Origin of the sequence: Synechococcus sp. PCC 7335, from assembly GCF_000155595.1 — a bacterium.
Lineage (GTDB): Bacteria > Cyanobacteriota > Cyanobacteriia > Phormidesmidales > Phormidesmidaceae > Phormidesmis.
In genome coordinates this window covers 702,513-723,679 of sequence record NZ_DS989904.1, presented here as the reverse complement: position 1 = coordinate 723,679, position 21,167 = coordinate 702,513, and the positions used below count along the sequence as shown (strand labels likewise).

General features: G+C 49.5%; 18 protein-coding genes. 6 read left to right on the top strand and 12 right to left on the bottom strand.

Translation table 11 applies throughout. The annotated features are described in order from the left end of the window. Positions 1 to 182: 182 nt before the first annotated feature. Positions 183 to 2,285 (bottom strand): thioredoxin domain-containing protein, encoded by a 2,103-nt coding sequence (locus tag S7335_RS03300; RefSeq protein ID WP_006453394.1) that lies wholly within the window; start codon positions 2,283 to 2,285, stop codon positions 183 to 185. Positions 2,286 to 2,489: 204 nt separating this feature from the next. Between S7335_RS03300 and S7335_RS25650 the strand changes: the two genes are divergently transcribed. Next, positions 2,490 to 3,569: an S-layer homology domain-containing protein gene (locus S7335_RS25650; protein ID WP_157620069.1), complete on the top strand. Its 1,080-nt coding sequence runs from the start codon at positions 2,490 to 2,492 to the stop codon at positions 3,567 to 3,569. Between the two features lie 90 nt (positions 3,570 to 3,659). On the opposite strand, the gene S7335_RS03290 is transcribed toward S7335_RS25650, so the two are convergent. The 3 genes from S7335_RS03290 to rpsF form a co-directional block, all read right to left on the bottom strand. Beyond that, on the bottom strand, positions 3,660 to 4,283 hold the full coding sequence (locus S7335_RS03290; protein WP_038015541.1) for a DedA family protein: 624 nt from the start codon (positions 4,281 to 4,283) through the stop codon (positions 3,660 to 3,662). Positions 4,284 to 4,457: 174 nt separating this feature from the next. After that, complete coding sequence (locus S7335_RS03285) at positions 4,458 to 5,027, bottom strand: Npun_F5560 family protein (protein WP_006453929.1); 570 nt, start codon at positions 5,025 to 5,027, stop codon at positions 4,458 to 4,460. Between the two features lie 226 nt (positions 5,028 to 5,253). Further along, complete coding sequence (gene rpsF, locus S7335_RS03280) at positions 5,254 to 5,613, bottom strand: 30S ribosomal protein S6 (protein WP_038015540.1); 360 nt, start codon at positions 5,611 to 5,613, stop codon at positions 5,254 to 5,256. 203 nt (positions 5,614 to 5,816) lie between these two features. Here rpsF and S7335_RS03275 point away from each other — a divergent pair, with 203 nt between their 5' ends. Beyond that, positions 5,817 to 6,632 (top strand): fumarylacetoacetate hydrolase family protein, encoded by an 816-nt coding sequence (locus S7335_RS03275; RefSeq protein ID WP_006453486.1) that lies wholly within the window; start codon positions 5,817 to 5,819, stop codon positions 6,630 to 6,632. A gap of 59 nt (positions 6,633 to 6,691) precedes the next feature. On the opposite strand, the gene S7335_RS03270 is transcribed toward S7335_RS03275, so the two are convergent. From S7335_RS03270 to rimO, 4 genes are all read right to left on the bottom strand, one after another. Continuing rightward, positions 6,692 to 7,177, bottom strand: a complete 486-nt coding sequence (locus S7335_RS03270; protein WP_006456767.1) for a Tic20 family protein — start codon at positions 7,175 to 7,177, stop codon at positions 6,692 to 6,694. A gap of 108 nt (positions 7,178 to 7,285) precedes the next feature. Further along, positions 7,286 to 7,471 (bottom strand): hypothetical protein, encoded by a 186-nt coding sequence (locus S7335_RS03265; protein WP_006455428.1) that lies wholly within the window; start codon positions 7,469 to 7,471, stop codon positions 7,286 to 7,288. Positions 7,472 to 7,723: 252 nt separating this feature from the next. Beyond that, positions 7,724 to 9,139, bottom strand: coding sequence for a DEAD/DEAH box helicase (locus S7335_RS03260; RefSeq protein ID WP_006457592.1), 1,416 nt, complete (start codon positions 9,137 to 9,139; stop codon positions 7,724 to 7,726). A gap of 76 nt (positions 9,140 to 9,215) precedes the next feature. Beyond that, positions 9,216 to 10,553: a 30S ribosomal protein S12 methylthiotransferase RimO gene (gene rimO, locus S7335_RS03255; protein WP_006454738.1), complete on the bottom strand. Its 1,338-nt coding sequence runs from the start codon at positions 10,551 to 10,553 to the stop codon at positions 9,216 to 9,218. Between the two features lie 431 nt (positions 10,554 to 10,984). On the opposite strand from rimO, the gene btpA reads away from it, so the two are divergent. Together btpA and S7335_RS03245 are read left to right on the top strand one after the other, a co-directional pair. After that, positions 10,985 to 11,836, top strand: a complete 852-nt coding sequence (gene btpA / locus S7335_RS03250; protein WP_006456689.1) for a photosystem I biogenesis protein BtpA — start codon at positions 10,985 to 10,987, stop codon at positions 11,834 to 11,836. 187 nt (positions 11,837 to 12,023) lie between these two features. Then, positions 12,024 to 12,965 (top strand): vitamin K epoxide reductase family protein, encoded by a 942-nt coding sequence (locus S7335_RS03245; RefSeq protein ID WP_006456841.1) that lies wholly within the window; start codon positions 12,024 to 12,026, stop codon positions 12,963 to 12,965. Positions 12,966 to 13,088: 123 nt separating this feature from the next. Here S7335_RS03245 and S7335_RS03240 read toward each other — a convergent pair whose 3' ends face one another. After that, complete coding sequence (locus S7335_RS03240; RefSeq protein ID WP_157620065.1) at positions 13,089 to 14,537, bottom strand: DUF697 domain-containing protein; 1,449 nt, start codon at positions 14,535 to 14,537, stop codon at positions 13,089 to 13,091. 170 nt (positions 14,538 to 14,707) lie between these two features. On the opposite strand from S7335_RS03240, the gene S7335_RS03235 reads away from it, so the two are divergent. Together S7335_RS03235 and S7335_RS25645 are read left to right on the top strand one after the other, a co-directional pair. Next, a complete protein-coding gene (locus S7335_RS03235) occupies positions 14,708 to 15,154 on the top strand; it encodes a YbjN domain-containing protein (RefSeq protein WP_006454023.1) in 447 nt (148 codons plus the stop codon). After that, positions 15,096 to 17,987 (top strand): pentapeptide repeat-containing protein, encoded by a 2,892-nt coding sequence (locus S7335_RS25645; protein WP_198011339.1) that lies wholly within the window; start codon positions 15,096 to 15,098, stop codon positions 17,985 to 17,987. The genes S7335_RS03235 and S7335_RS25645 overlap by 59 nt, the downstream gene beginning before the upstream one ends. A 96-nt stretch (positions 17,988 to 18,083) precedes the next feature. On the opposite strand, the gene S7335_RS27655 is transcribed toward S7335_RS25645, so the two are convergent. The 3 genes from S7335_RS27655 to S7335_RS03220 all read right to left on the bottom strand — a co-directional run bounded on the left by S7335_RS27655 (position 18,084) and on the right by S7335_RS03220 (position 20,975). Further along, complete coding sequence (locus S7335_RS27655; protein WP_157620063.1) at positions 18,084 to 18,239, bottom strand: hypothetical protein; 156 nt, start codon at positions 18,237 to 18,239, stop codon at positions 18,084 to 18,086. A 157-nt stretch (positions 18,240 to 18,396) separates the two neighbouring features. Continuing rightward, entirely contained in the window at positions 18,397 to 19,749 is a 1,353-nt protein-coding gene (locus tag S7335_RS03225) for a UDP-glucose/GDP-mannose dehydrogenase family protein (RefSeq protein ID WP_038015537.1), read from the bottom strand. A gap of 260 nt (positions 19,750 to 20,009) precedes the next feature. After that, positions 20,010 to 20,975, bottom strand: a complete 966-nt coding sequence (locus tag S7335_RS03220; protein ID WP_006453803.1) for a UDP-glucuronic acid decarboxylase family protein — start codon at positions 20,973 to 20,975, stop codon at positions 20,010 to 20,012. Between the last annotated feature and the right edge of the window lie 192 nt (positions 20,976 to 21,167).

The following is a 21,167-nucleotide window of genomic DNA, read 5'->3' as shown; positions in this document are numbered from 1 at the left end:
CTCTTGCCTTCGTCAAGTTTGTTGAGGATCAGTGCCTACGCAAATCAAACTTTTGTAGCCAGAGAGATGTAGCCAGAGAGAAGGCAGCCGATCATAGAGATGTTCGATGACATCAAAAGTGCGAGTGATAGATAGGTGCGTTGACTAGGAGCGTTTGATGACTGACTCTAGCTGATATGACTCTAACTCAGAGAATCTTCTATCTGCTGGTTTAGCATGGCTTGGCTAGCAGCAGCAGGCAGGCACTTTAGGCCTTGGCAAACGAGTGCGATCGCCCTCTCAGGCAGCGTCTCTTCAAGTCTTAGAACGGCTGTCGGTATCCACTGACTTCGCACTGTTTCTAGATGCTCTGCGGTTGTGCGAATTAAGATAGGGTGCGTGAACCAGTCGAACGCTTGTAAAAGGCTAGGACAGGCACGCGGTGATTTTTGTAACACGGTGCTAAACGATTGGATCGCGGATTCTGCTTTGGGCAGATAGTCTAGATCTTCTGTCAGCAAAAAAAGGCGAACTAGCGATGCGATCGCTACCCCATTAGCAGCCGGTATAGCGCTATCTTGATAGCTGCGCTCTTGCACAATCAAACGCTCGCTGGTGGCATTTAGATAGCCGCCTTGCTCACTGCTAAGGGTTTGGTCGAACTGGGTTTGAAGTGCGATCACGGCTGCTAACCAATCCGCTGCCATGCCTCGATACTCTGCAAACGCCAAACAGGCCTGCTGGATATCGATCAAGGCTTTGATCAGCAGCGCGTAGTCCTCAGACTGAGCGGGCACCTCAGCATTGCCCTCATAGCTTAGTCGATAGAGCATGCCATCCACCTGCTGATATTGCTGGATATAGCCTGCTGTCTCAATTGCGAGCACTAGATAATCTTTTCGGTTAAAGGCTGCTGCTGCTTTGGCTAGGCCCGAAATCATCAGCGCATTCCACGCCACGATTAATTTGGTATCAGTAACCGGCGGAATTCGTTTGCCTGGCCACACTCGCCCCTTTGCCATCTGGGCGTCCACAGCCGGTTCGAAGGTAGGCGTCTGGCTAGCATAGCTACCGTATCGAACTCGAAAGAGCTTATCCAAACTAGCTTCTAGGGAGTCGCTTAGCTCATCGGTCGCTTGGCGCTGCAAGACGTTTTTCCCTTCGAAGTTACCGGCTTTGCTGAGGGTGAAAGCGCTTGCCATCTCGTCTAGCTCAGCTTCGCTCAATACTGAGGCTAGCTCAGCATACGACCATACATAGAAGTCACCTTCTTCGGGTTCAATCGCTTCCTCGCTGGTAAAATTGTCGGCATCTTGGGCCGCATAGAAAAAGCCAGCGGGCGATCGCATCTCCCTTTTCAACCAGTCCACTGTTTTGTCAACCGCTCTGGCGATTGCTGGCGTTCTCTCGCCTTTCTGCCAGCATTCTGCCAAGAACTCCATAATTAGCCCATTGTCATAGAGCATCTTTTCAAAATGCGGTACCGTCCAGGTGGCATCGACTGTGTAGCGATGAAATCCTCCGGCAACATGGTCAAAAATTCCTCCCGTCACCAGATTGCGTGCTCTCTGTTTTGAGAGATGCCAGCCGTCTATAGGAACCTCGCCAGCAGATACTTCGCTAGAGGCTTCGTCTTTCCCTAATGCTGGCAGTGTTTGCACAAGGCGATCGCCTTGCAGCACCCATCGAACGTAAGGAATCATCGGAAATCGATTGCCCATATCAAAGGGCATTAGCGTTCGAGCACAAGCCTGAACACCCCGTGGCAAGAGTGTCTTATCTAAGGCTCCAGCAGCTAGCTCGGATGATTGGGATAATCCTGCTAAAATCTGGGATTTTACAGAACTAATCTGCTCAGAGTCCGTATCGTACAGTTTCTTAAGCGCCGTTAGCACTCTCAAAAATCCAGGCCGACCATAGCGAGCTTCTACCGGAAAATAGGTGCCACCGTAGAAGGGAACCTGATCGTCTGGTGTTAGAAAGATATTGAGCGGCCATCCTCCCTGTCCAACCATCATCTGTAGGGCCTGCATGTAGATGCTATCGATATCAGGGCGTTCTTCTCTATCTACTTTGATCGGCAAAAAATTAGCGTTTAGATAGGTTGCGATCGCATCATCAGAAAAGGCTTCTCCTTCCATAACGGTGCACCAGTGGCAGCTAGAATAGCCAATTGATAGGAAGATTGGCTTGTTTTCCCTTTGCGCTGTCGTCAGCGCCTCCTCGCACCAAGGCCACCAGTCAACCGGATTTTCAGCATGTTTACGCAGATAGAGACTGCTGCTATTAGCTAACCGATTAGTCATGACGTTCGTAGAAGATAGATAATCCGCTGATAAATCATGAAGGCTATTTCATAAGAAAGCTGATCTTTGGTCCAAAATGGTCTATTTTTGTGAATCAATACGTTCGTTGTTTTGCTTATTTGCCAAAGCTAAAATCCAAGCTAGAGCTAGCCGCCCCTATTCTGCTATTTGCCATCATAACCGTAATCAAAAGCGAGCATTTCCGTGACTCAATCCTTCCCTCAGCCGCCTAACGACCCTCGCCCCCCTGAGGAGTCCGACTCAACACCAACGACTCCAGCATCAAACCGTCCCTTGGAATTTGATGAGATGGTAGCTTTGTTTGTTGCCTTCCTTTCTCTAGGAGGTGTTTTGGCATGGGGACTTACCCGGGGCAATCTGTTTAGTGATTCAGCTCCTCCGATTGCTCCGATAGTCCTTCCTGAAGTAGCGCCTGAGATCACTGCGAGCAGAGTTGACCCAGAGATTTCACCTGATGGACTCGCTGATGACGTCGATTTTAGTGGCATGACGGCGCAAGAAGAACTAGCTGCTAGAGCGGCAATCAGAAGAGAACGCTTGCTCTCGCGGGAACCGCGCCCTCTAGAAGAGGCTACCAGGGCTGGGGCTGTTGGTGCTGCGACTGCAGGTGTGGTTGCTACGCCTGATAGAGTTGTTGCCTCAGAAGCAGCTAGCGGGGAAGCCCAAGAAGCAATCACCTTCACCGATGTCCCAGACGACTACTGGGCAGAGCCATACATTGATGCTCTCAGCAGCCGAGGACTGATTTCTGGCTATGACGACGGAACCTTTAGACCCGATCAGCCTGTGACCCGAGCGCAAGTTGCCAATATTGTTTCTCGTACTTTTGATCTAACAGCTGATCAGGCATCGCTTGAATTTACTGATGTAGCGTCTGATTACTGGGCAAGAGAGTCGATTGGAGAAGTTGTTAGAGGCGGCTTTATGACGGGGTTCCCTGACGATACTTTCGCTCCTAATCTGCCCGTAACGCGCACTCAGGCACTGACGACTCTAGTCACTGGACTAGGGATTGAAAGTCCAACAGACGTACAGGCCACGCTTTCTCGCTATAGCGATGCCAATACTATTCCTCAGTGGGCTAACGAAAAGATAGCAGCAGCCACTGATAGTAGCCTAGTCGTTAATTATCCGACTGCTTCTCAGCTTAATCCTACTGAACCGACTACTCGAGCCGAACTTTCTGCCATGATCTATCAGGCGCTTGTAGGAGAAGGTGCCGTAGAACCTGTAGAGTCTGAATATGTAGTCAAACCTCAGTGATGTGGGCCTTTGGTTGTTTTTGTTGGTCGGCACTTGGCCTCTATAGATTGTCAAGTGATAGCCCGCTAAGCGATCGCTAAGGGACAGCGACTACAAATTTTTAGAGGTTGTTTGTCGCGACTCTATCCACCAGACGATGGTGATCCAGCCAATGACAATACATAGGGCAGTCCCGGTGAACTGCCCTATCCATTCCATCAATACTGTAAGCGGAACAATTTGGCCGAAGAAGTATGCAAGGCTAACTGTCGCCGATGCCCATGTCGCAGCACCGAGGGCATTACATAGTAAGAACTTCGGGTAAGGCATGCGGCTAATGCCTGCTAGCGGACCAGCGAATACTCTTAGCAGAGCAACAAATCGACCGAACAAGACGGCTTTGCCTGCATTTTGACTGAAACGATCACGTAACCCCTCTAGCGTTGACTCTGGCACCTTGATCCAGCTACCTACTTTCACCAACAGTGGCCATCCACCGTAATAGCCCAGTAGATACCCCCCACTGTCGCCGATGATGGCCCCCACCGTTGCCACACCCATGACGTACCATACATTGAGCTCGTGGCTGCCTGCGAGAAATCCGCCTACTAGGGTAATGGTTTCTCCTGGTAGCGGGATGCCCATATTTTCTAATAAGATTCCGCAGAATACTGCCCAGTAACCATATTCACGTGCGATATCTTGTACTAGGTCTAGTGAAATTAATTCGGCCATCAAAGGTGGTTTGGTATGGAAAGGGTTACGGCCACGTGCGTACTGTCTCTAATCTATCGGTAGGGATGTTAGCGATTGACCTATTGGCACATCGGCTATCAGTACGTTTGACCAGCTATTAGTAGTCCTTAAAGGAACAAGGCTACAGCTTGCAACCCCCAAAGCTTAACCTTTCTATTCGATGCTTGCGGCTTTTACAAAGCTTTCCATCGAATTTCCTCCTAGCATTTCATGAGGAAACGTAGGGAGAGCTTGATAGCTAGACCCTTGGCGGCTACGCACTGCCAGACGGTAGCTAGTGCGCTGTAGCTCGGCTTGAAGGTCACGATTTTTCTGCTGAATTCTGGCTACCCGGTCCTTGACAGCGCTCATCCGTTCGACAAATTTTTCTTTGTAGACTCTAGGTAGCTCCCGTACAACCTGTTCTAGCATCTGAGCCCTATCTGTGAGCGTTTGATTGGTTTGGCGCAGATGCCGGGTCTGGGCATCACGATCTTCGATCTGTGTTTGGTAAAAGACAACCTGTTCTTCTAACTGGTACATCTGTTCACGCAGCGATCGCGCCTCTTGTTCATACTGCTCAAAGACTCTTGAAGCTGACAAAAAATCTTTATTTCCTTTCACCAGTCGAAATAGCTCCTGAGAGAGCTGTTGTACTAGCCGGTCTCTCACTGCTAACTCTTCTTTGAGTCGAGCTACCTCAAACGGACTGTTTAAACCGTTTTCGCTATATATTTGGGTCACGGGTTAACCTTCCTGACTGATGAATTATTGATTCTTCTTGATATATAACACCCAAAAAATGAATCAGATAACCCGTTAAGTAGTCCGTCAGCCAATGCTCGAACTAAGCCTTCCGAATCTGAGCCTCCCGGTCAAAAAGCAAAAGCCCCTTCGATCAGTCGTCGCTAATCGAAGGGGCTATCTTAATGATCTTAGAGTCTTTATGCTGCCCAAGGTAAGCCTGAGACTATGACCCTAGAGGAGCCGCGGATTCTGTAGATTCCGTTAACTCACCTTCGCTCTCGCTACCCTCTGCTGGTTCTTCGAACACGATTGTCAGATATCTGATGACATCTTCACTTAAACGCATGGCTCGCTCCATCGGGGCGATGACGCTGCCAGGAGCTTCGTAGTTCATCTGAATGTAGATACCCTCACGATGCCGGTTGATTTCGTAGGCAAGGCGGCGTTTGCCTCGGTGCTGCGTTTCAATATCTTCCGCGCCCCCTTCGCTCAGAAGGGTCTGGTAGCGACTGATGGCATCGTCTACGGCTTCATCCCCGAGATCGGGCCGTAGAATATACATGGTTTCGTAAAGTGTGCTCATAACTCTAAAATGAATATCCTTGTGGTCATCGTGGCCTTTGTCTTACGTTGCACGGCGCTCTACTCTTTGGCTTTACTCTTTGTGAGAAGTATCCCAGTGAGATAGCATCCAAATGAGATAGCACCCAGGAGTTAACGTCTCGCTATAGCGCAGACAAAAGCAAGGGTTTACAATCATACCAACAACTGACCCGATTAAAACATATGGCTCATCGCTACGTTCGAGTTCAATCGTCATCAGGTCAGCTTCACTATGGCTTGCTTCAAGCTGATCGGGGTGTCAAGATCCTCGATGCTCCGCCTTGGCGAGATGGTCGAATGACAGAGCTTGAATTAGCAATTGAAAACTACACGCTGCTGGCGCCCTGTGCGCCTTCTAAAGTAGTTGCCGTAGGCAGAAACTACGCTCAGCATGCGGCTGAACTGGGCAACGAGGTGCCTAAAGAACCCCTACTGTTCATGAAGCCACCGACCGCAGTGACTGCCGCAGATATGGCGATCTACTATCCCTCTCAATCAGAGCGAGTAGATTATGAGGGTGAATTGGCGGTAATTATTGGCAATCGCACCAAAGATTGCGAACCTACAGAAGCGCGTAGCAAGATATGGGGCTACACCATTGCGAATGATGTTACGGCTCGTGATTTGCAAAAGCGGGATGGTCAGTGGACGAGAGCGAAGGGTTTCGATTCATTTTGTCCTTTGGGTCCGTGGATTGTGAGGGAGATTCCTGCAGGTGCTCGTTTACAGACCTTTGTGAACGATGCTCAACTACCTAAGCAGTCGGCTACGATCGCCAATATGATTTTCTCACCTGAGTACTTGGTCTCATATATTAGTCAGGCAATTACGCTGTTGCCAGGAGATGTGGTTCTTACAGGGACACCTGCAGGGGTTGGTCCAGTTAATGTGGGCGATCGCATTCGGATCGAGATTGAGGGTATTGGTTCTCTAGAGAATACGGTCCAGACAAAGACAAAAAACGAAGCGCCAACCTCGAAAGAGATGGCACTTCAATAGCGTAATTTTGCCTAGTGTTGACTTAACTCCACTCAACCCTCAAATTAGCAGAGCCAAAGCTAAGGCAACTGCATGTTAATAGCCTCTGAAATGGTAGGAATCTCGGCATATCGACCTAGCACAGACTGAGCGACTGCATACCCTACGATAGCAAATCCACCCAAACACAAAACATTCAGCAAGGTCTCGCCAATGAAAAGACCACTAATTCCTAGAGTAGCAACACAGAAGACCAAAATGGAGATGACAAAGCTCACCATAATCGCTTGAAGAACGTTGAAGCGAATAAACCGACTAATCTCTGGATTGCGGACTACAAAGGCAAATAGCAGAATGAAAACGCCTAGTCCTAGAATACTGTTTTCGATGGCAAGCAGCGGGCTTAGCGGTAGCAGAATCAGCCGGAGCAGAGCATATACAGGGGGTGCTTGCTGCGCTAAAAAGGGTAAGAAATAGTAGCTACCTGCCTGCAGTACTGATGCTAGAGGCATAACGTAAGCTAACGCCGAAAAAGCTCTATCTTTTGCGGGCGCAGAAGCATTCATAAACAGACTCCTATCAAAGAATAGTTAGCAGTAGATCCGATGGCTAACTCTGTACTTTTACTCTTAATGACTCTGCTCATAATAACGTATTCAGATCAGAGCGTTTCTTTAATCAGAAAGCTTGGTTACTCGAAACCCCATCGTGCATTCGTACTGTGGTTCGTACTGTGGCAGGTTCTCTTGCCAGGGCTGCTCGATCATCCGTCCGCAGCGTAAGCGCCCCTGATTCCATCTAGGTAGCCCACTTTGACTGGCCATTGGGCAGCTTTGACAGACAGTCTTCGGCTGAACCATGCGATCTCCTATTAGAATCACTAGCATCTCCGACCGCTCCATCCGAAACTAGAACATGCAATTGTTCTTTATTCTAGTTTACCCACCACGAAAATCAGTATGAGCGACTACACATAGCTTTGCAAACTGTCAAGCTATGAAGTGAACAGCAATAGATGGGCTTCAATACGGACGAGATAGTTCGCGGAAGTTTTAGTTGAGCGTAGGACTGCCTTTCCCTGAGGCAATTTCAAGTGGGTAGCTGCCTACTTACTATCTAACTCCTTCTTCGACGGCTGCTTTTTGAACATCAGCTTCTTTAGACTGCCTTCTTGATGGCAATAGCTTCGGCTTTGGGGTTGGCTTTCTATCAGAGTGGTCTTCGTTTCTTAAGTGAGTAGGCCGAGCCTGGTCGTATGCCATCTGTAGCGCCGCTGCTGCGATTGTGCGAATGTCGTACTCTTCGCTGAGCTGAGAGACGATAGGTAAGAAGGAGGCAACTCGCTCGCTAGTCACCGCTTCACGCACACGGGCTTGTAGTTTCTCTAGATGGCGAGCAGCAATCTGAGCTTGGGTTGGGATCTTGCAATATTCAACTGACTTCTTAAAACGTTTCTCAATGCGACTAAGCTTGTATTTCTCTAAGGTCATCACGATAGAAACTGCACGGCCCTCTTTCCCAGCACGACCCGTTCTCCCAATCCGGTGAACATAGCTATCAAGATTATCAGGCAGCTCGTAGTTAATCACATGGCTCAGATCGTCAACATGGATACCTCTAGCGGCAATGTCAGTTGCGACTACCCAGCGAACTTGACGCTGCTTGAATCGCTGTAGCAGTCTTTCTCTTTGCGGCTGTGTAAGATCACCATGATACTCATCAGCACTATGACCAGCAGCCTGTAGCTGACGAGTTAGCTCAGCAGCCGTGCGACGAGTGCGAACGAAGATAATAGCCGACTCAGGATCTTCCATCTCTAGAATCGGCATCAGCGCTCTTGGCTTGCTCCAGCCGGGAGGCACCGTATAGGCAATCTGCTTAATACGAGCTGTAGAAGATGTTTTCGCTTCTACGCTAACGGTAACCGGAGACTTTAGAAAACGGGTAGATAGCTTTTGAATGGCGGGTTCCATCGTAGCGGAGAAGAAAGCTGTCTGCCGCTCATCTGGCGTGTGGGACAAAATAGTCTCTACATCTTGGATAAAGCCCATGTTCAGCATTTCGTCGGCTTCGTCTAGCACCATGATGCTGAGCCGATCGAGAACCAGTCCGCCTCGCTCAATTAGATCAATGATCCGTCCGGGTGTTCCTACCACAATTTGTGACCCGCGTTTTAGCCTTTGGATCTGCCGATCAATTGATTGCCCTCCATATACGGAAGTGACGTACAGCCGTTTGTCAGTGTTGAAACTTTCCATCGCCTGACTCACCTGCATTGCTAGCTCACGAGTTGGTGTGAGTACCAGCGCCTGTACATAGCGATTGGCCGGATTAACCTGCTCTAACATTGGTAGAGAAAAAGCTGCTGTTTTCCCCGTGCCGGTTTGGGCTAACCCAACGACATCATGGCCAGAAAGTAGCTGAGGAATCGCTTGGATCTGAATCGCTGTTGGTTCAGTAAAACCTATCTGCGTAAGGTGTTCAACGCAAGCAGAAGACAGTCCTAAATCAGCAAAGGAAGAGGTCATTACGGTGTCGGGTTATAAAGGTAAAAACGGATATTAGAAGGGATCAAGTGACGAGGGTGCTCTACAAAGCCAATTGTTAAGAATTAGGGCCAGCTACTGACCCAAATAAATCGTAGCTATCGGCAGCTTCGATTAAAACAGAGGTCATCTGACCCATAGCGGTCTGCCCAGAAGTTCCCCCTTTGACGTAGACCAGGCCATCAACATCAGGGGCAAATCTGGCGCTACGACCAATCAGCTCACCGGTAGATGGATTCTCTTGCTCGATAAGCACTTTGACGGTAGTTCCGATCTGCGCTTGATTACGCCGAAAGGAGATCTCCTGCTGAGTGAGCATGATTGCTTCGCGGCGTTCGTCCATGACCGACTGCTCGATTTGATTTGGTAAATCGTAGGCGACAGCGCCTTCTTCTGCGGAGAAGGTAAAAACGCCAACGTGATCGAACTCGTGCCGCTCGACAAAGGATTTTAAATGGTTAAACTGCTCTTCTGTCTCGCCTGGGAAGCCAACAATGAAGGTTGTGCGAAGAACCGCTTCGGGTAGAGACGCTTTAAGGCCATCGATAATTTCGTCGTTGACCTGTCCCTGCCACGGACGATTCATTGCTCGCAGTATTTGGGGATGCGAGTGCTGAAGCGGCAGATCGAGATAAGGAAGAAAGTTGGGCGTCTCTTGGATGGCCTTGATGACAGCAGGCGTAAGACCGGTCGGATAGGCATAGTGCATACGCACCCAAGGCACATCAACTTCGCCAAGGGCACGGATCAGCTCAGCGAGCTTAGGCTTGCCGTAGAGATCGACACCATAGTTGGTGGTGATCTGCGAAATCAAGATAAGTTCTTTGACGCCCTGGTCGGCTAGCTGATGGGCTTCGGCAACAATAGATTCGATAGAGCGCGATCGCTGCTTACCTCGCAAGTGAGGGATGATGCAAAAAGCACACTTGTAATCACAGCCTTCTGCAATCCGCACATAGGCGACCCCTTCAGAGGTTGTCCGATAGCGTGGGACTGTTTCATCCGCGATATAGATTGGCTCGGCCGAGACAACTTTGACCCGTTTGCCCGCTTCGGCCTGCTCAATAACATCGACAATCTTGTGATAATCTCCCGTTCCAACTAGCGCTACTGCTTCTGGGATCTCATCTAATAGCTCGCCTTGAAAATGCTGTGCCAGACAGCCCGTAATGACTATCTTCTTATCAGCTTCGGCTAGCTCTACGAGTGTGCGAACTGACTCCTCACGGGCTGCTTGAATAAAGCTACAGGTATTGACGATGACATAGTCGGCGCCTTCTTCATTAGCGCCAATGCCGTAACCTGCTTTAGCCAAAAGTCCTAGCATGTGTTCGCTATCGACTCTGTTCTTCTCGCAGCCCAAGTGTGAGATTGCAATGGTGGGTTTTTGTCCCATGAAGGTCTCTTCGATCAGTGAGATGATTAAATCCCCAGAACCATACGCAGAGATTAAATCGCTTTCTTGCGAATCATAACATAACTTCACATTTAGCGAGCAGATGGTCTAGAAGGTATTGATTCTGGGCACTTTGCTTACTCTGTAGGTTCATCAGAGGGGTAATTGGGATGGGGTAGTAAAGATTGGAGGGTTAGTTTTTAGAAATTGATTAGCGCTCGCGCCTAGCTAGAATCCGTAGCTAATCAAATCTGCCGCTAAGAATTTGAGTGCACTCACGCCCTAAACTCTAAGCATTGACTGTTAAGGTAGAGCTAGCGCTCGATGTGCTAGCGTACCGCTTCGCACGTATTGATATGCCGCTCTATGACTATTCGACTTGAAACTGTTCGACAGACTGTTCGATGTGCTGAGTCCGAGACAAGGGAACCGTGGACTTAAACCAAATTTTTAAGACAGGGCATCCTGCGATTGGGGTTGTACATTTACTGCCATTGCCAACGTCTCCTCGCTGGCAGGGTGATCTACGCACTGTGATAGCCCGCGCTGAGCAGGAGGCAACAGCTCTCGCCTCGGGAGGCGTCCATGGATTGATTGTCGAGAACTTTTTTGATGCGCCGTTTGCAAAATCGCAAGTAGACCCGGCAGTCGTTAGTGCGATGACACTGGTCGTGCAGCGTCTGTCTCAGCTAGTGCCCCTGCCAATCGGTCTAAACGTGTTGCGTAACGATGCTTGTAGTGCGCTAGCGATCGCTGCCTGCACGGGCGCTAAATTCATTCGAGTCAACGTGCTCTCCGGTGTGATGGCTACCGATCAAGGGCTCATAGAAGGTGATGCTCATCGGCTCATGCGCTACCGGCGTGATTTGGGGGCGGATATCAAGATCTTGGCAGATGTCTTAGTCAAGCATGCACAGCCGTTGGGGCGCCCTAGCATGACAACGGCTGTACAAGACACAATCCATCGCGGTTTGGCAGATGGCGTGATTGTTTCAGGCACGGCAACAGGTCATGCTCCAACCGTAGAAGATTTGGCCCGCGCTCGAGATGCCGCCGGCGATAAGCCTGTTTTTATTGGCAGCGGTGCAACCATAGACAACATCGCTCATCTAATTCCTGCTGCCAGTGGCGTAATTGTCTCAAGCTCATTGAAGCGAAAGGGTCAAATCGAGCAGCCGATCGATCCGATTCGAACCAGACAGTTTGTGACGGCGATGGCACAGGGATTAACTACTCGGAGGCTAGATCGATCTAAAGCCAACCATTCTATGGCGTTGAATTAGATGTTTAGTCGAAGCGGCCAAAGAAGAGCGGCCAGAGCAGTTGGTTTAGCATTAAAGTTTGACGCTGAGTGACATTGAGTTGAAAGTTTTCCGGGATCTAACGCCTGTCGCTTCCCAGAAATTCAAGTATTATTGATAACCGAACGCTTACTGATTTGTTGAATTTCATCCTTTAGGCATTTTTCTTATGAGACGTCGTCGCCAGGAAACGCTGTGGATTCATAAGTGGTCTCGTCCGCTGATTGCCGTGATCGCCACCGTTGGTCTGATCGGAACTGGCTATCTAACTGCGACTAGGCTCTCAAATGCGTCAGCAGTCTGTGGCAGTGGCTGTGGCAAAGTTCTTTCTAGCGATTGGGCAACCGTTCTGGGCCAGCCGCTAACGCTGTTTGGCGCGATGTCCTACTTTGCGATGCTGGTGTTGGCGATCGCGCCACTGCTGGTCAACCCCGAGAAAGATAAAGAACTGCGGACGAAGCTAGAAGGCATCACCTGGCCGCTGCTATTCGTGGGCGCGACGGGCATGATGGTCTTTAGCGGCTTTCTAATGTATGTGCTGGCGACCGACATCCGAGCGGTCTGTCCCTACTGCATTGGCTCAGCGGCGCTAACGGTCACTATGTTCTTGCTGACGTTGTTTGGTCGCCGTTGGGACGATCGCGGTCAGCTTCTGTTTAGCGGCTCAATCATCGCCATGGTGGCGCTAGTGGGTACTTTGGGAATCTACGCAGTGCCCGGTGGTCCGCTCAGTCCCGGAACGCAGGCGGCGGTTGTTGATGAGCCGGGTGTAGGCCCACCGGTGACGACTCCCTCTGGTGAAGCTGAAGCTTTGCTAGCTCAGCACCTAACTGACATTGATGCGAAGATGTACGGCGCTTACTGGTGCCCTCACTGCCACGATCAAAAGCAGTTATTTGGTCGAACTGCTTATCAAGATATTCCGTATGTCGAATGTGCCCCTGACGGCAAGGCGTCTCAAACTGCACTTTGTCAGTCCGTTCCAGAGATTACTGGGTTCCCTACCTGGGAGGTAAATGGTCAGTTCCTCTCTGGTTCCCAAAGTCTACAAGCTTTAGCTGAGGCTTCCGGCTATGACGGTCCGACTAATTTTGTCAATACTGACGGATAGTAGAGGCTAGCTCATTGACAGGCGCTCACTAATAGACAAAAAGCCACTAGCCACAGGGCGACTATACACAGAGCGACTTCACCTCGTAATCATACCGCTGACCCCTAACGGTTCAAAGAATCGCTAGGGGTTGCTTTTTGCCCATCTTTGTAGCTCTAGTTTTGTCGCTAGCTCTTGACGTATCTGCTGCATGATCGAATCTTCGTCTAGCTCACTAAGAATCTGGGCGACGACAGCTTTAGGGCCGCCCTTGCCCCAAGTTGCCCCGTTGGCTAGATAGGTTTTAGTGACTTGTGCGATCGCATAGGTAGATACCCCCGAAACTGTTGCCTGGGCCAGGGCTACTGACACATAGGGGCTAGCCGTCAGTCCACCTGTGGGGATCGCTGCTGCCGCCAAAACGCTTTTAAGCCCGCTGAGTCCAAAGGTAATAGCCAGCTCGCTAACCGTGAGTCCACCCAATGAAAGCGCAATCTTCTTCAATAGCTGGGCCGCACCTTTTTGCGTCATTTCAATGCCATATAGCTTGGCTAAGCCAACAATCAGCGCAATGTCAATCGCGGCGCCGCTGAGCAAATCGACGACTGTTAGCGGGTTGAGTGCAACTGCAACAGATTTGGTTAGAACGGTTTTCCAAATGGTGTCATCCGCAGCGCGATCACGTAAAGCTAGCTTTTTTTCTACGACCTGTTGATTGATATCATCCGCATACAGCAGCGTATTGAGCGCGACTAGTGCTTTACCCTCCTTCTGCAAGATCTCTAGGATTCTTAGCTTCAGAGCGCTAACGTCTGCAGGTCCTCGTTCTGTCAGTGTGATTAGCTGACCGTCTGACTGTCTAAGCGCTTTCTTGATCAAAGGTGCCGCAGCAGCAATGACAATATTTTCGGCTGGCAAGCGATCAGTAACATGAATGGTCTGAATCTTTTCTAGAATTTGGACACGATCACTTTGGGCATACTGATCGCTCTTGTTGAAGACCAGCAGAACCGGCTTACCGGCTTGGTAAAGTTCTATCAGCGCGTCGTGTTCTAGCTGGGTGAGATCGCTAGCTACTACAAAGAGAATAAGGTCGGCCTGGCGGGCGATTTTTTGGGCGATCACTTGCCTTTCACTACCTGCTACCTCATCAATTCCTGGCGTATCAATCAGTTCCACTCGCGCCGCTGCTTTACCAGAAGCGAGTTGATTACCCGTTTGATTGGACGAAGTATTTGACAGCGTAGCTGAATAGATCTGCTGGTCTTCTTCTACTTGCCAGGTAATCCCTTCTGCCTGCCGCGTTACCCCATGCAGCGGTCCAGTCTGAAAAACCGGTTGTCCTACTAGCGCATTGAGTAGAGAAGACTTGCCCCGACCGACCATACCAAACGCCGCAATATGTAGCACTTGGTCTTCTAGCTTTTGCAATACACTGTGCAAGTGGCCAATTTCTGCTTCTAGGCCCGCTTGCTCACGAGGCGAGAGATCCAAAGAAGCAATCAGTTTTTTGACAGATGCGATCGCCTGCTGATAGCGCAAATCATCGGTTAGCTGATCAAAGGTGTCCATAGCAAACGCGGATCTTCCCATAGCTCAAAGTATAGAAGTCTAAACACGAGATCGAGGTAGGGTTAACCCCCTCTAAGTCTTCGAAGACCAAGCATTTAATTCAGTATGGGGACGCCAAAGTAATTCAATGTGAAGTGATCTGATTAAACAGTGAGAGAATAAAAGTAGTTATTCACAACCTAAGTGTCCCTATGGAGTTTGAAAGTACTGCTCAAAGGGCCTGCTACAACAGAATCGTGCCCTGGATGCAGGATTTATTTGGTGAGGCGGCGGTCCTGTTTGAAGATGAGCCTTTATTCATCATCACTATCGGTTCAGCAGTTGCTTCTACTCGGGTCGTTCCTTGGGGAGAAAACGATGCGCTTATCACCACGCGCTCGTTTGTTGTCACTGACGTCTCGGTCACGCCTGAGCTCAGCTATTACCTGCTGAGGGCAAACAATGGTATTCACTTTGGCCGATTTGCACTTGATGGTGAAAACGACATTGTCTTCGAGCACAGCTTAGTCGGTTCCACTTGCGATCAAATTGAACTTAAGCACTCGGTTACCACAGTCATTCGCCTAGCTGATGACTACGATGACGAAATCGTGGCTCGTTGGGGCGGCCAAAGGGCTTTGGAACGCTGGTCTTCGTAATAGTCTTCATGGCGGCCAAATAGGCCATGCGAATGAGATGGAGGAAAACTTTGCTGGTCAAAGACTAACGGGGCGTTCGTTTAAGAACGAAGATCTGACTAGGGCTAACTTTAGGGGCGCTCAGATTCAGGGCACGAATTTTGCCGGCGCTATACTTACTAGCGCAGATTTCAGCACGGCTAGAGCTGGTGTGGGCTTTGGCCGTTTCGCTAGTGTGCTAGTACTAGTGGGTTTGAGTGGTTTCCTTTTGGGCCTATTTGGAACGGCGATCGCTGATACCGTCAACACCACCTACTTTAGGTTCTTAGGTCCTGTAGATGGCATTGTTGCTTTCTCTACGGTTGGCTTCTTTAGCGTTTTGCTGCTCCGTTGGGATCTTACCGTGGCGGTTTGGGGCACGATTCTAGCTGGTCTGGTCAACTGGATTGTGTTGTTTTGCTGGGAATACTTTCACTCTTTTGATTTTATAGATGCGCTACTGAGCCCTGATTCTGTCACAGGCGATGTGATTACTACCATCATCACCTTTTGGATTGGCACGAGCGTGATTACGAGTGCCAGCGCTCTATTGCTATCAATCGCCCACTTCCGCTCTAATCTACGCAGTCGATTTGGCTTGCTTGAGTATGCAGTCGCTACGGCGGCTGCCGTAACGGCTTTGCCTGGAACTATAGACCACGCTGGTTGGTTAGCAAAGATCAACACCCCCTTAGATACGGGTCTGCTCTTTTGGCTATGCTTACATACAACCCGGCGAATTTTGGCAGATCATCCTCGCTATCGCTGGCTGCGCGAACCTGCCTTGGCAATTGCCAGTATAGGCGGTACTTGTTTTCGAGGAGCTGATCTATCTCTGGCGAATTTTTCTAGAGCCCAGCTCAACGCCGTTGATTTTGTCGGCGCTAACCTATACAGGACAAAATTTTGGCGAGCACAGTCTTTAGACTATGGGCGGGTAGGTAAAACGCTTTTACACCCCACAGCGGTGCGATCACTGCTCACTAGCCTCGAAGGCAGTAACCGCTCGTACGCTGGCTGTAATTTACGCGGTGCCTATCTACAAGGAGCTGATTTGAAATCTGCTGATCTCACTGGAGCCGATCTGTCCGATGCAGACTTGACAGGGGCTGATTTATCGGCAGCGGATCTTACGCGATCGCAGCTAGCAGGAACTTGTTTGCACGGCGTACGGCTAACCGGTAGCTGCGTGGAATCTTGGAATATTGACACCTCCACTCAACTTGAAAACGTAGAGTGTGACTATATCTATCTCTTGGGCAATCGGCATGAGCGTCGCCCTAGCTATGGCAATTTTCAGCCAGGCGATTTCACTAAGCTGTTTCAAGATGTGCTGCACACGGTAGATCTTATTTTTCGTCAAGGCTTAGACATCTCTGCTTTTATGAGCGCATTTCAGCAGATGAGCGCTACTGGCGAAGTCATGACTGTACGCAGCATCGAAAATAAGGGTGATGGCGTAGTGGTTGTGAAGGTGGAAGTACCGGCCGCCGCTGATAAACCACAGATTCAGGCCGCGCTGACTCGCGAGTATGACCAAGCTTTGCAGCGATTGGAAACGCGCTATCAGGCGGAGCTAGCGGCAAAAGATGCACAGATAGACCTGTATAAGCAGCACCAGAGTGAGATCTCACAGCTGACTCAGCTATTGACTCAGAAAGCACCTCAATCGCTTTTACCGAAGGAAAAGCGAGTAGTGCTTAAGATAGCTCGGCAAGAGCAAAAAGGTATTCCAGTCACTGTGCAAATTGGTGACGAAGGGGCAACGGCTCAAGTAGAGCAATCGGCTTGGCTACCGAGTGCAAACCGATTACTAGAGAGTCACTGGCGTTGGCAGCAGGCTTATTGCCGAGCAGCAGAGCAACTGTCCCAGGATCTTCGAATCAGCGCGCTACCGGAGCAAGTGACTAACGTTAGCTACTTAGAACTATTCGATCGCTGCTCAGCCTTAGAGCAAGATTTATCTGAGCGTATCAATGACTGGCTAAACTCTGATTCATTTCGACCCGTGCGTGAAGCGTTGATGATGGCACTAAGGCAGGAAGATTCTACTCGGTTCTTTCTGCAGGCGAGCGATCTGCGAATTCGAGCGCTGCCTTTACATCTGTGGAGGTGGTTTGACTATTATCGACGCTCGGAGCTGGTACTCAGCGAGCTAAGCTACCGGCAGCTATCTACAGCTGATACTGAAGCTGATAGTACAGTCATTAGACAAAATGATCGCAAGGACAATTGCCTAGTAAGGGTACTGGCGGTTTTTGGCGACGGGCGTGGTTTAGATATCGAGCAAGATCGCCTACTCTTAGAACAGCTTACTGATGTCGCGTTAACTTGCGTGGTAGAACCAGGGCGATCGCATCTAAATGATGTTCTCTGGTCGCAGCCCTGGGACATTCTCTTCTTCGCCGGGCACAGTGCTAGTACTGGCGGCAAGCAGTCCCTTCGACTTAGTCCGACCGAGAGCTTGACCCTAGGCGAACTTAAATACGCTCTTAGAAAAGCGACAGAACGCGGCCTTAAGCTCTCTATTCTCAATGCCTGTGATGGTCTTCAGCTGATCCAAGACTTACAGGATCGTAGCGACCTGCCACCTACGATAGTTATGCGCTACCCAGTACCAGATGCCGTCGCCCAATCCTTCCTCAAGCATTTCCTCACTGCCTTTTCTCAGGGTAATCCTCTGCATCAGTCTGTAAGAGATGCTAGAGAGCAACTGCAAGGGCTAGAGTCTCGCTTCCCTTTTGCATCCTGGCTTCCTGTTCTGCATCAAAATCCGGCAACGCCACCACTAACCTGGTCGATGTTGAAGCATTAATAGCGTGTATCTGATTCATTAGGGACACGCGAGTCACGTCGCAGACGCTATTTTGTCGTAGTAATTGAATTTGGCCATAGTTTTGACGCCGCAAGATTACCCACGGTAGGTTTCTCTAAGCAGCTCGCCGGGCGATAAAGACCATCTATCGTGGCACTTCCAGCTAGTCGTGGAGGGCGATGTGGACTTCTCGCTCAGCCGTTCATAAAACCTCAGCTCCCGAGCGACCTTCGACGCGATATCAAAGGTCATTCGCTAGGGGCCTTAATAGAAGCGACTACTCGAAGTTGTGGTTAAGGACGCCCATAAAAAGCTCCATACTTCTTCTAAAGCATGGAGCTGTAAATCCGAATCTTGTCAGTCAGTCTAAGTCGGACAATAAGTAGGGTGACAAGCCCAAGTTGTTGGCCTACCGACCAACGCCGATGTACTGGAAGCCTGCTGCTTCTAGCGCTCTCTGGTCAAGAAAATTGCGACCATCAATCATCACCGGTGCGTTCATCAGCTTGGCCATCTTGCTGTAGTCCAAATTCTTGAACTTAGCCCAGTCAGTGACTAGTACCAGTGCGTCGCAGCCGTCTGCTAGCCGCTCGGGATCAGTCTCGACGATGACGCCAGAAAGACCTTGGCTAACGCCGCTTTGCGACACGATGGGATCGTAGGCCTTGACCTTGGCGCCAAGGCGATTGAGATTGTCAATCATGATCAGCGAAGGCGCATCGCGCATATCATCTGTATCTGGCTTGAAGGTAAGGCCTAATAGGCCAACGGTCTTACCTTTCAAAATCTTCAGCACTTGCTGGAGTTTTTCAACGGTTAGCAGGCGCTGCCGAGTATTGACGTTGATAGTGGCTTTTAGTAGCTCGGCTTCGTAACCATAGTCATCAGCGGTGTGAACCAAAGCCGATACGTCTTTGGGAAAGCAAGAGCCACCCCAGCCAATACCTGCTTGCAAAAACTTGCTGCCAATGCGAGAGTCTAGGCCGATGCCCGCAGCCACTTGAGTAACGTCTGCACCGACGCGATCGCAGATATTTGCTACCTCATTGATAAAGCTAATCTTGGTTGCCAAGAAGGCATTAGACGCATATTTGACCATCTCTGCAGAGCTCAGATCAGTCACTACGACAGGGACTGGCGGTGCAGAACTGTCTTCGGAGAACTGCCGCTCTACCAAAGGCGTATATAGCTCTTTCATCATGCCAATCGCTTTATCGCTGTTGCTACCTAGCACAATGCGATCAGGATTGAAAGTGTCATAGACGGCTGAACCCTCTCGCAAAAATTCAGGGTTGCTGACCACATCAAAAGCAGCTTCGCCACCCTCTCCTTTCTGCCGCTCATTCAACCCATCGAGCACAATCATCCGTACCCAGTCACCTGAACCGATGGGTACTGTTGATTTGTTCACAATCACCTTGTAGCCACCATTGAGGTTTTCGCCGATGCCTCTTGCTACCGCTTCTACATAGCGGGTATCGCTTTCTCCAGTCGGTAGTGCTGGCGTTCCGACCGCAATGAATAGAATCTCGCCGTGAGTTACCCCAGCATTAAGATCAGATGTAAACTCCAGATGACCAGATTCCATCGATGACTTCATCAGATCAGATAGGCCCGGCTCATAGATTGGTGATTGCCCAGACTTCATCAGCTGGACTTTCTGCTCGTTGTTGTCAACACACATTACATGGTGACCAATATGGGACAAACAAACCCCAGTTACCAATCCTACATAGCCCGTTCCGATGACACACACACGCATAGCGATACCACTCTTTTGATTACTGGTTAAATGAATGACTAGTGAAATGAATACTGGTCAAATGACGCCCGATGAGCCTGACTAACGACTCTACAAAAGAGGGTCAGGCTATCTTTGAATAAGCTGTTTCTAAAGGGAAACTTGGAAGACACTATTTTGGGATGAAATGAGCAGAGCTGCCAGAGAATATAGCTCTGTCTACATCTATGGCTATATCTGCGAATGCCTCTAATATCTCTGAATGCCTCTATTCCTACGACTTATGTCGATGCCTTTAAACTCTCGCTTAAGGTGCCAGCAGCGTCCATCCGGCTTCTAAAATCGGCAATGGTTTTTTCTAGCCCGGCTTCTAAATCTACAGTTGGCTGCCAACCTAACAGCTTCTCGGCTTTGGTAATATCAGGCTTTCTTCGTTTTGGATCGTCTTGGGGCAAAGGACGATACTGGACTTCTACATCTGGATTCACCATCTTTTGAATGGTTTGAGCTAGCTGAAGGATGGTGTACTCTCCAGGGTTGCCAATGTTGATAGGGCCTGTGTGCTCGCTGTTCATCAAGCGGATGAACCCTTCTACTAGATCGGAGACGTAGCAAAAGCTGCGAGTCTGTGAGCCATCGCCGTATACCGTCAATGGCTGACCGCTCAACGCTTGAACAATGAAGTTGCTGACTACCCGGCCGTCGTTCTCTAGCATGCGGGGTCCGTAGGTATTAAAGATACGCACGACTCGAATGTCAACGTCGTTTTGACGATGATAGTCAAAAGAGAGGGTCTCGGCCATGCGCTTGCCTTCGTCGTAGCAACTGCGGATGCCGATGGGATTGACACTACCTCGATATTCTTCGGGCTGAGGATGCACTTCGGGATCGCCATACACTTCAGAAGTCGAGGCAAGGAAGAAGCGAGCTTTAACTCGTTTGGCTAGCCCCAGCATGTTGAGCGTTCCTACCACATTTGTTTTGACGGTCTTGACAGGATTGTATTGATAGTGGACAGGGGAAGCAGGACAAGCCAAGTGATAGATCTGATCCACTTCCAAGCGAATCGGCTCGGTGATATCGTGACGAATTAGTTCAAAGTAGGGGTTGTCCATCCAGCGCAGAATATTGCGCTTGTGACCGGTGTAGAAGTTATCAAGACAGATAACCTCATGGTTTGCTGACATCAGTCGGTCGATCAAATGGGAGCCGATGAAGCCAGCACCCCCTGTGACTAGAATTCTCATAGGTTTCGATGTCTAAAGGTCGCTAGCTATAGCTCTCTACATACGTGAATAACTGCATAACATACTAGAGTAGGGATTAGGCTCTTGTATAAGAAGATTCCAAAAGCCTGATAGGAGTTGGCCAAGCTGACTAAAAATGTATCAAAAAATTGTTAAATGTACTTAACAGTAGTTTTAGGTTTTACTAAAACT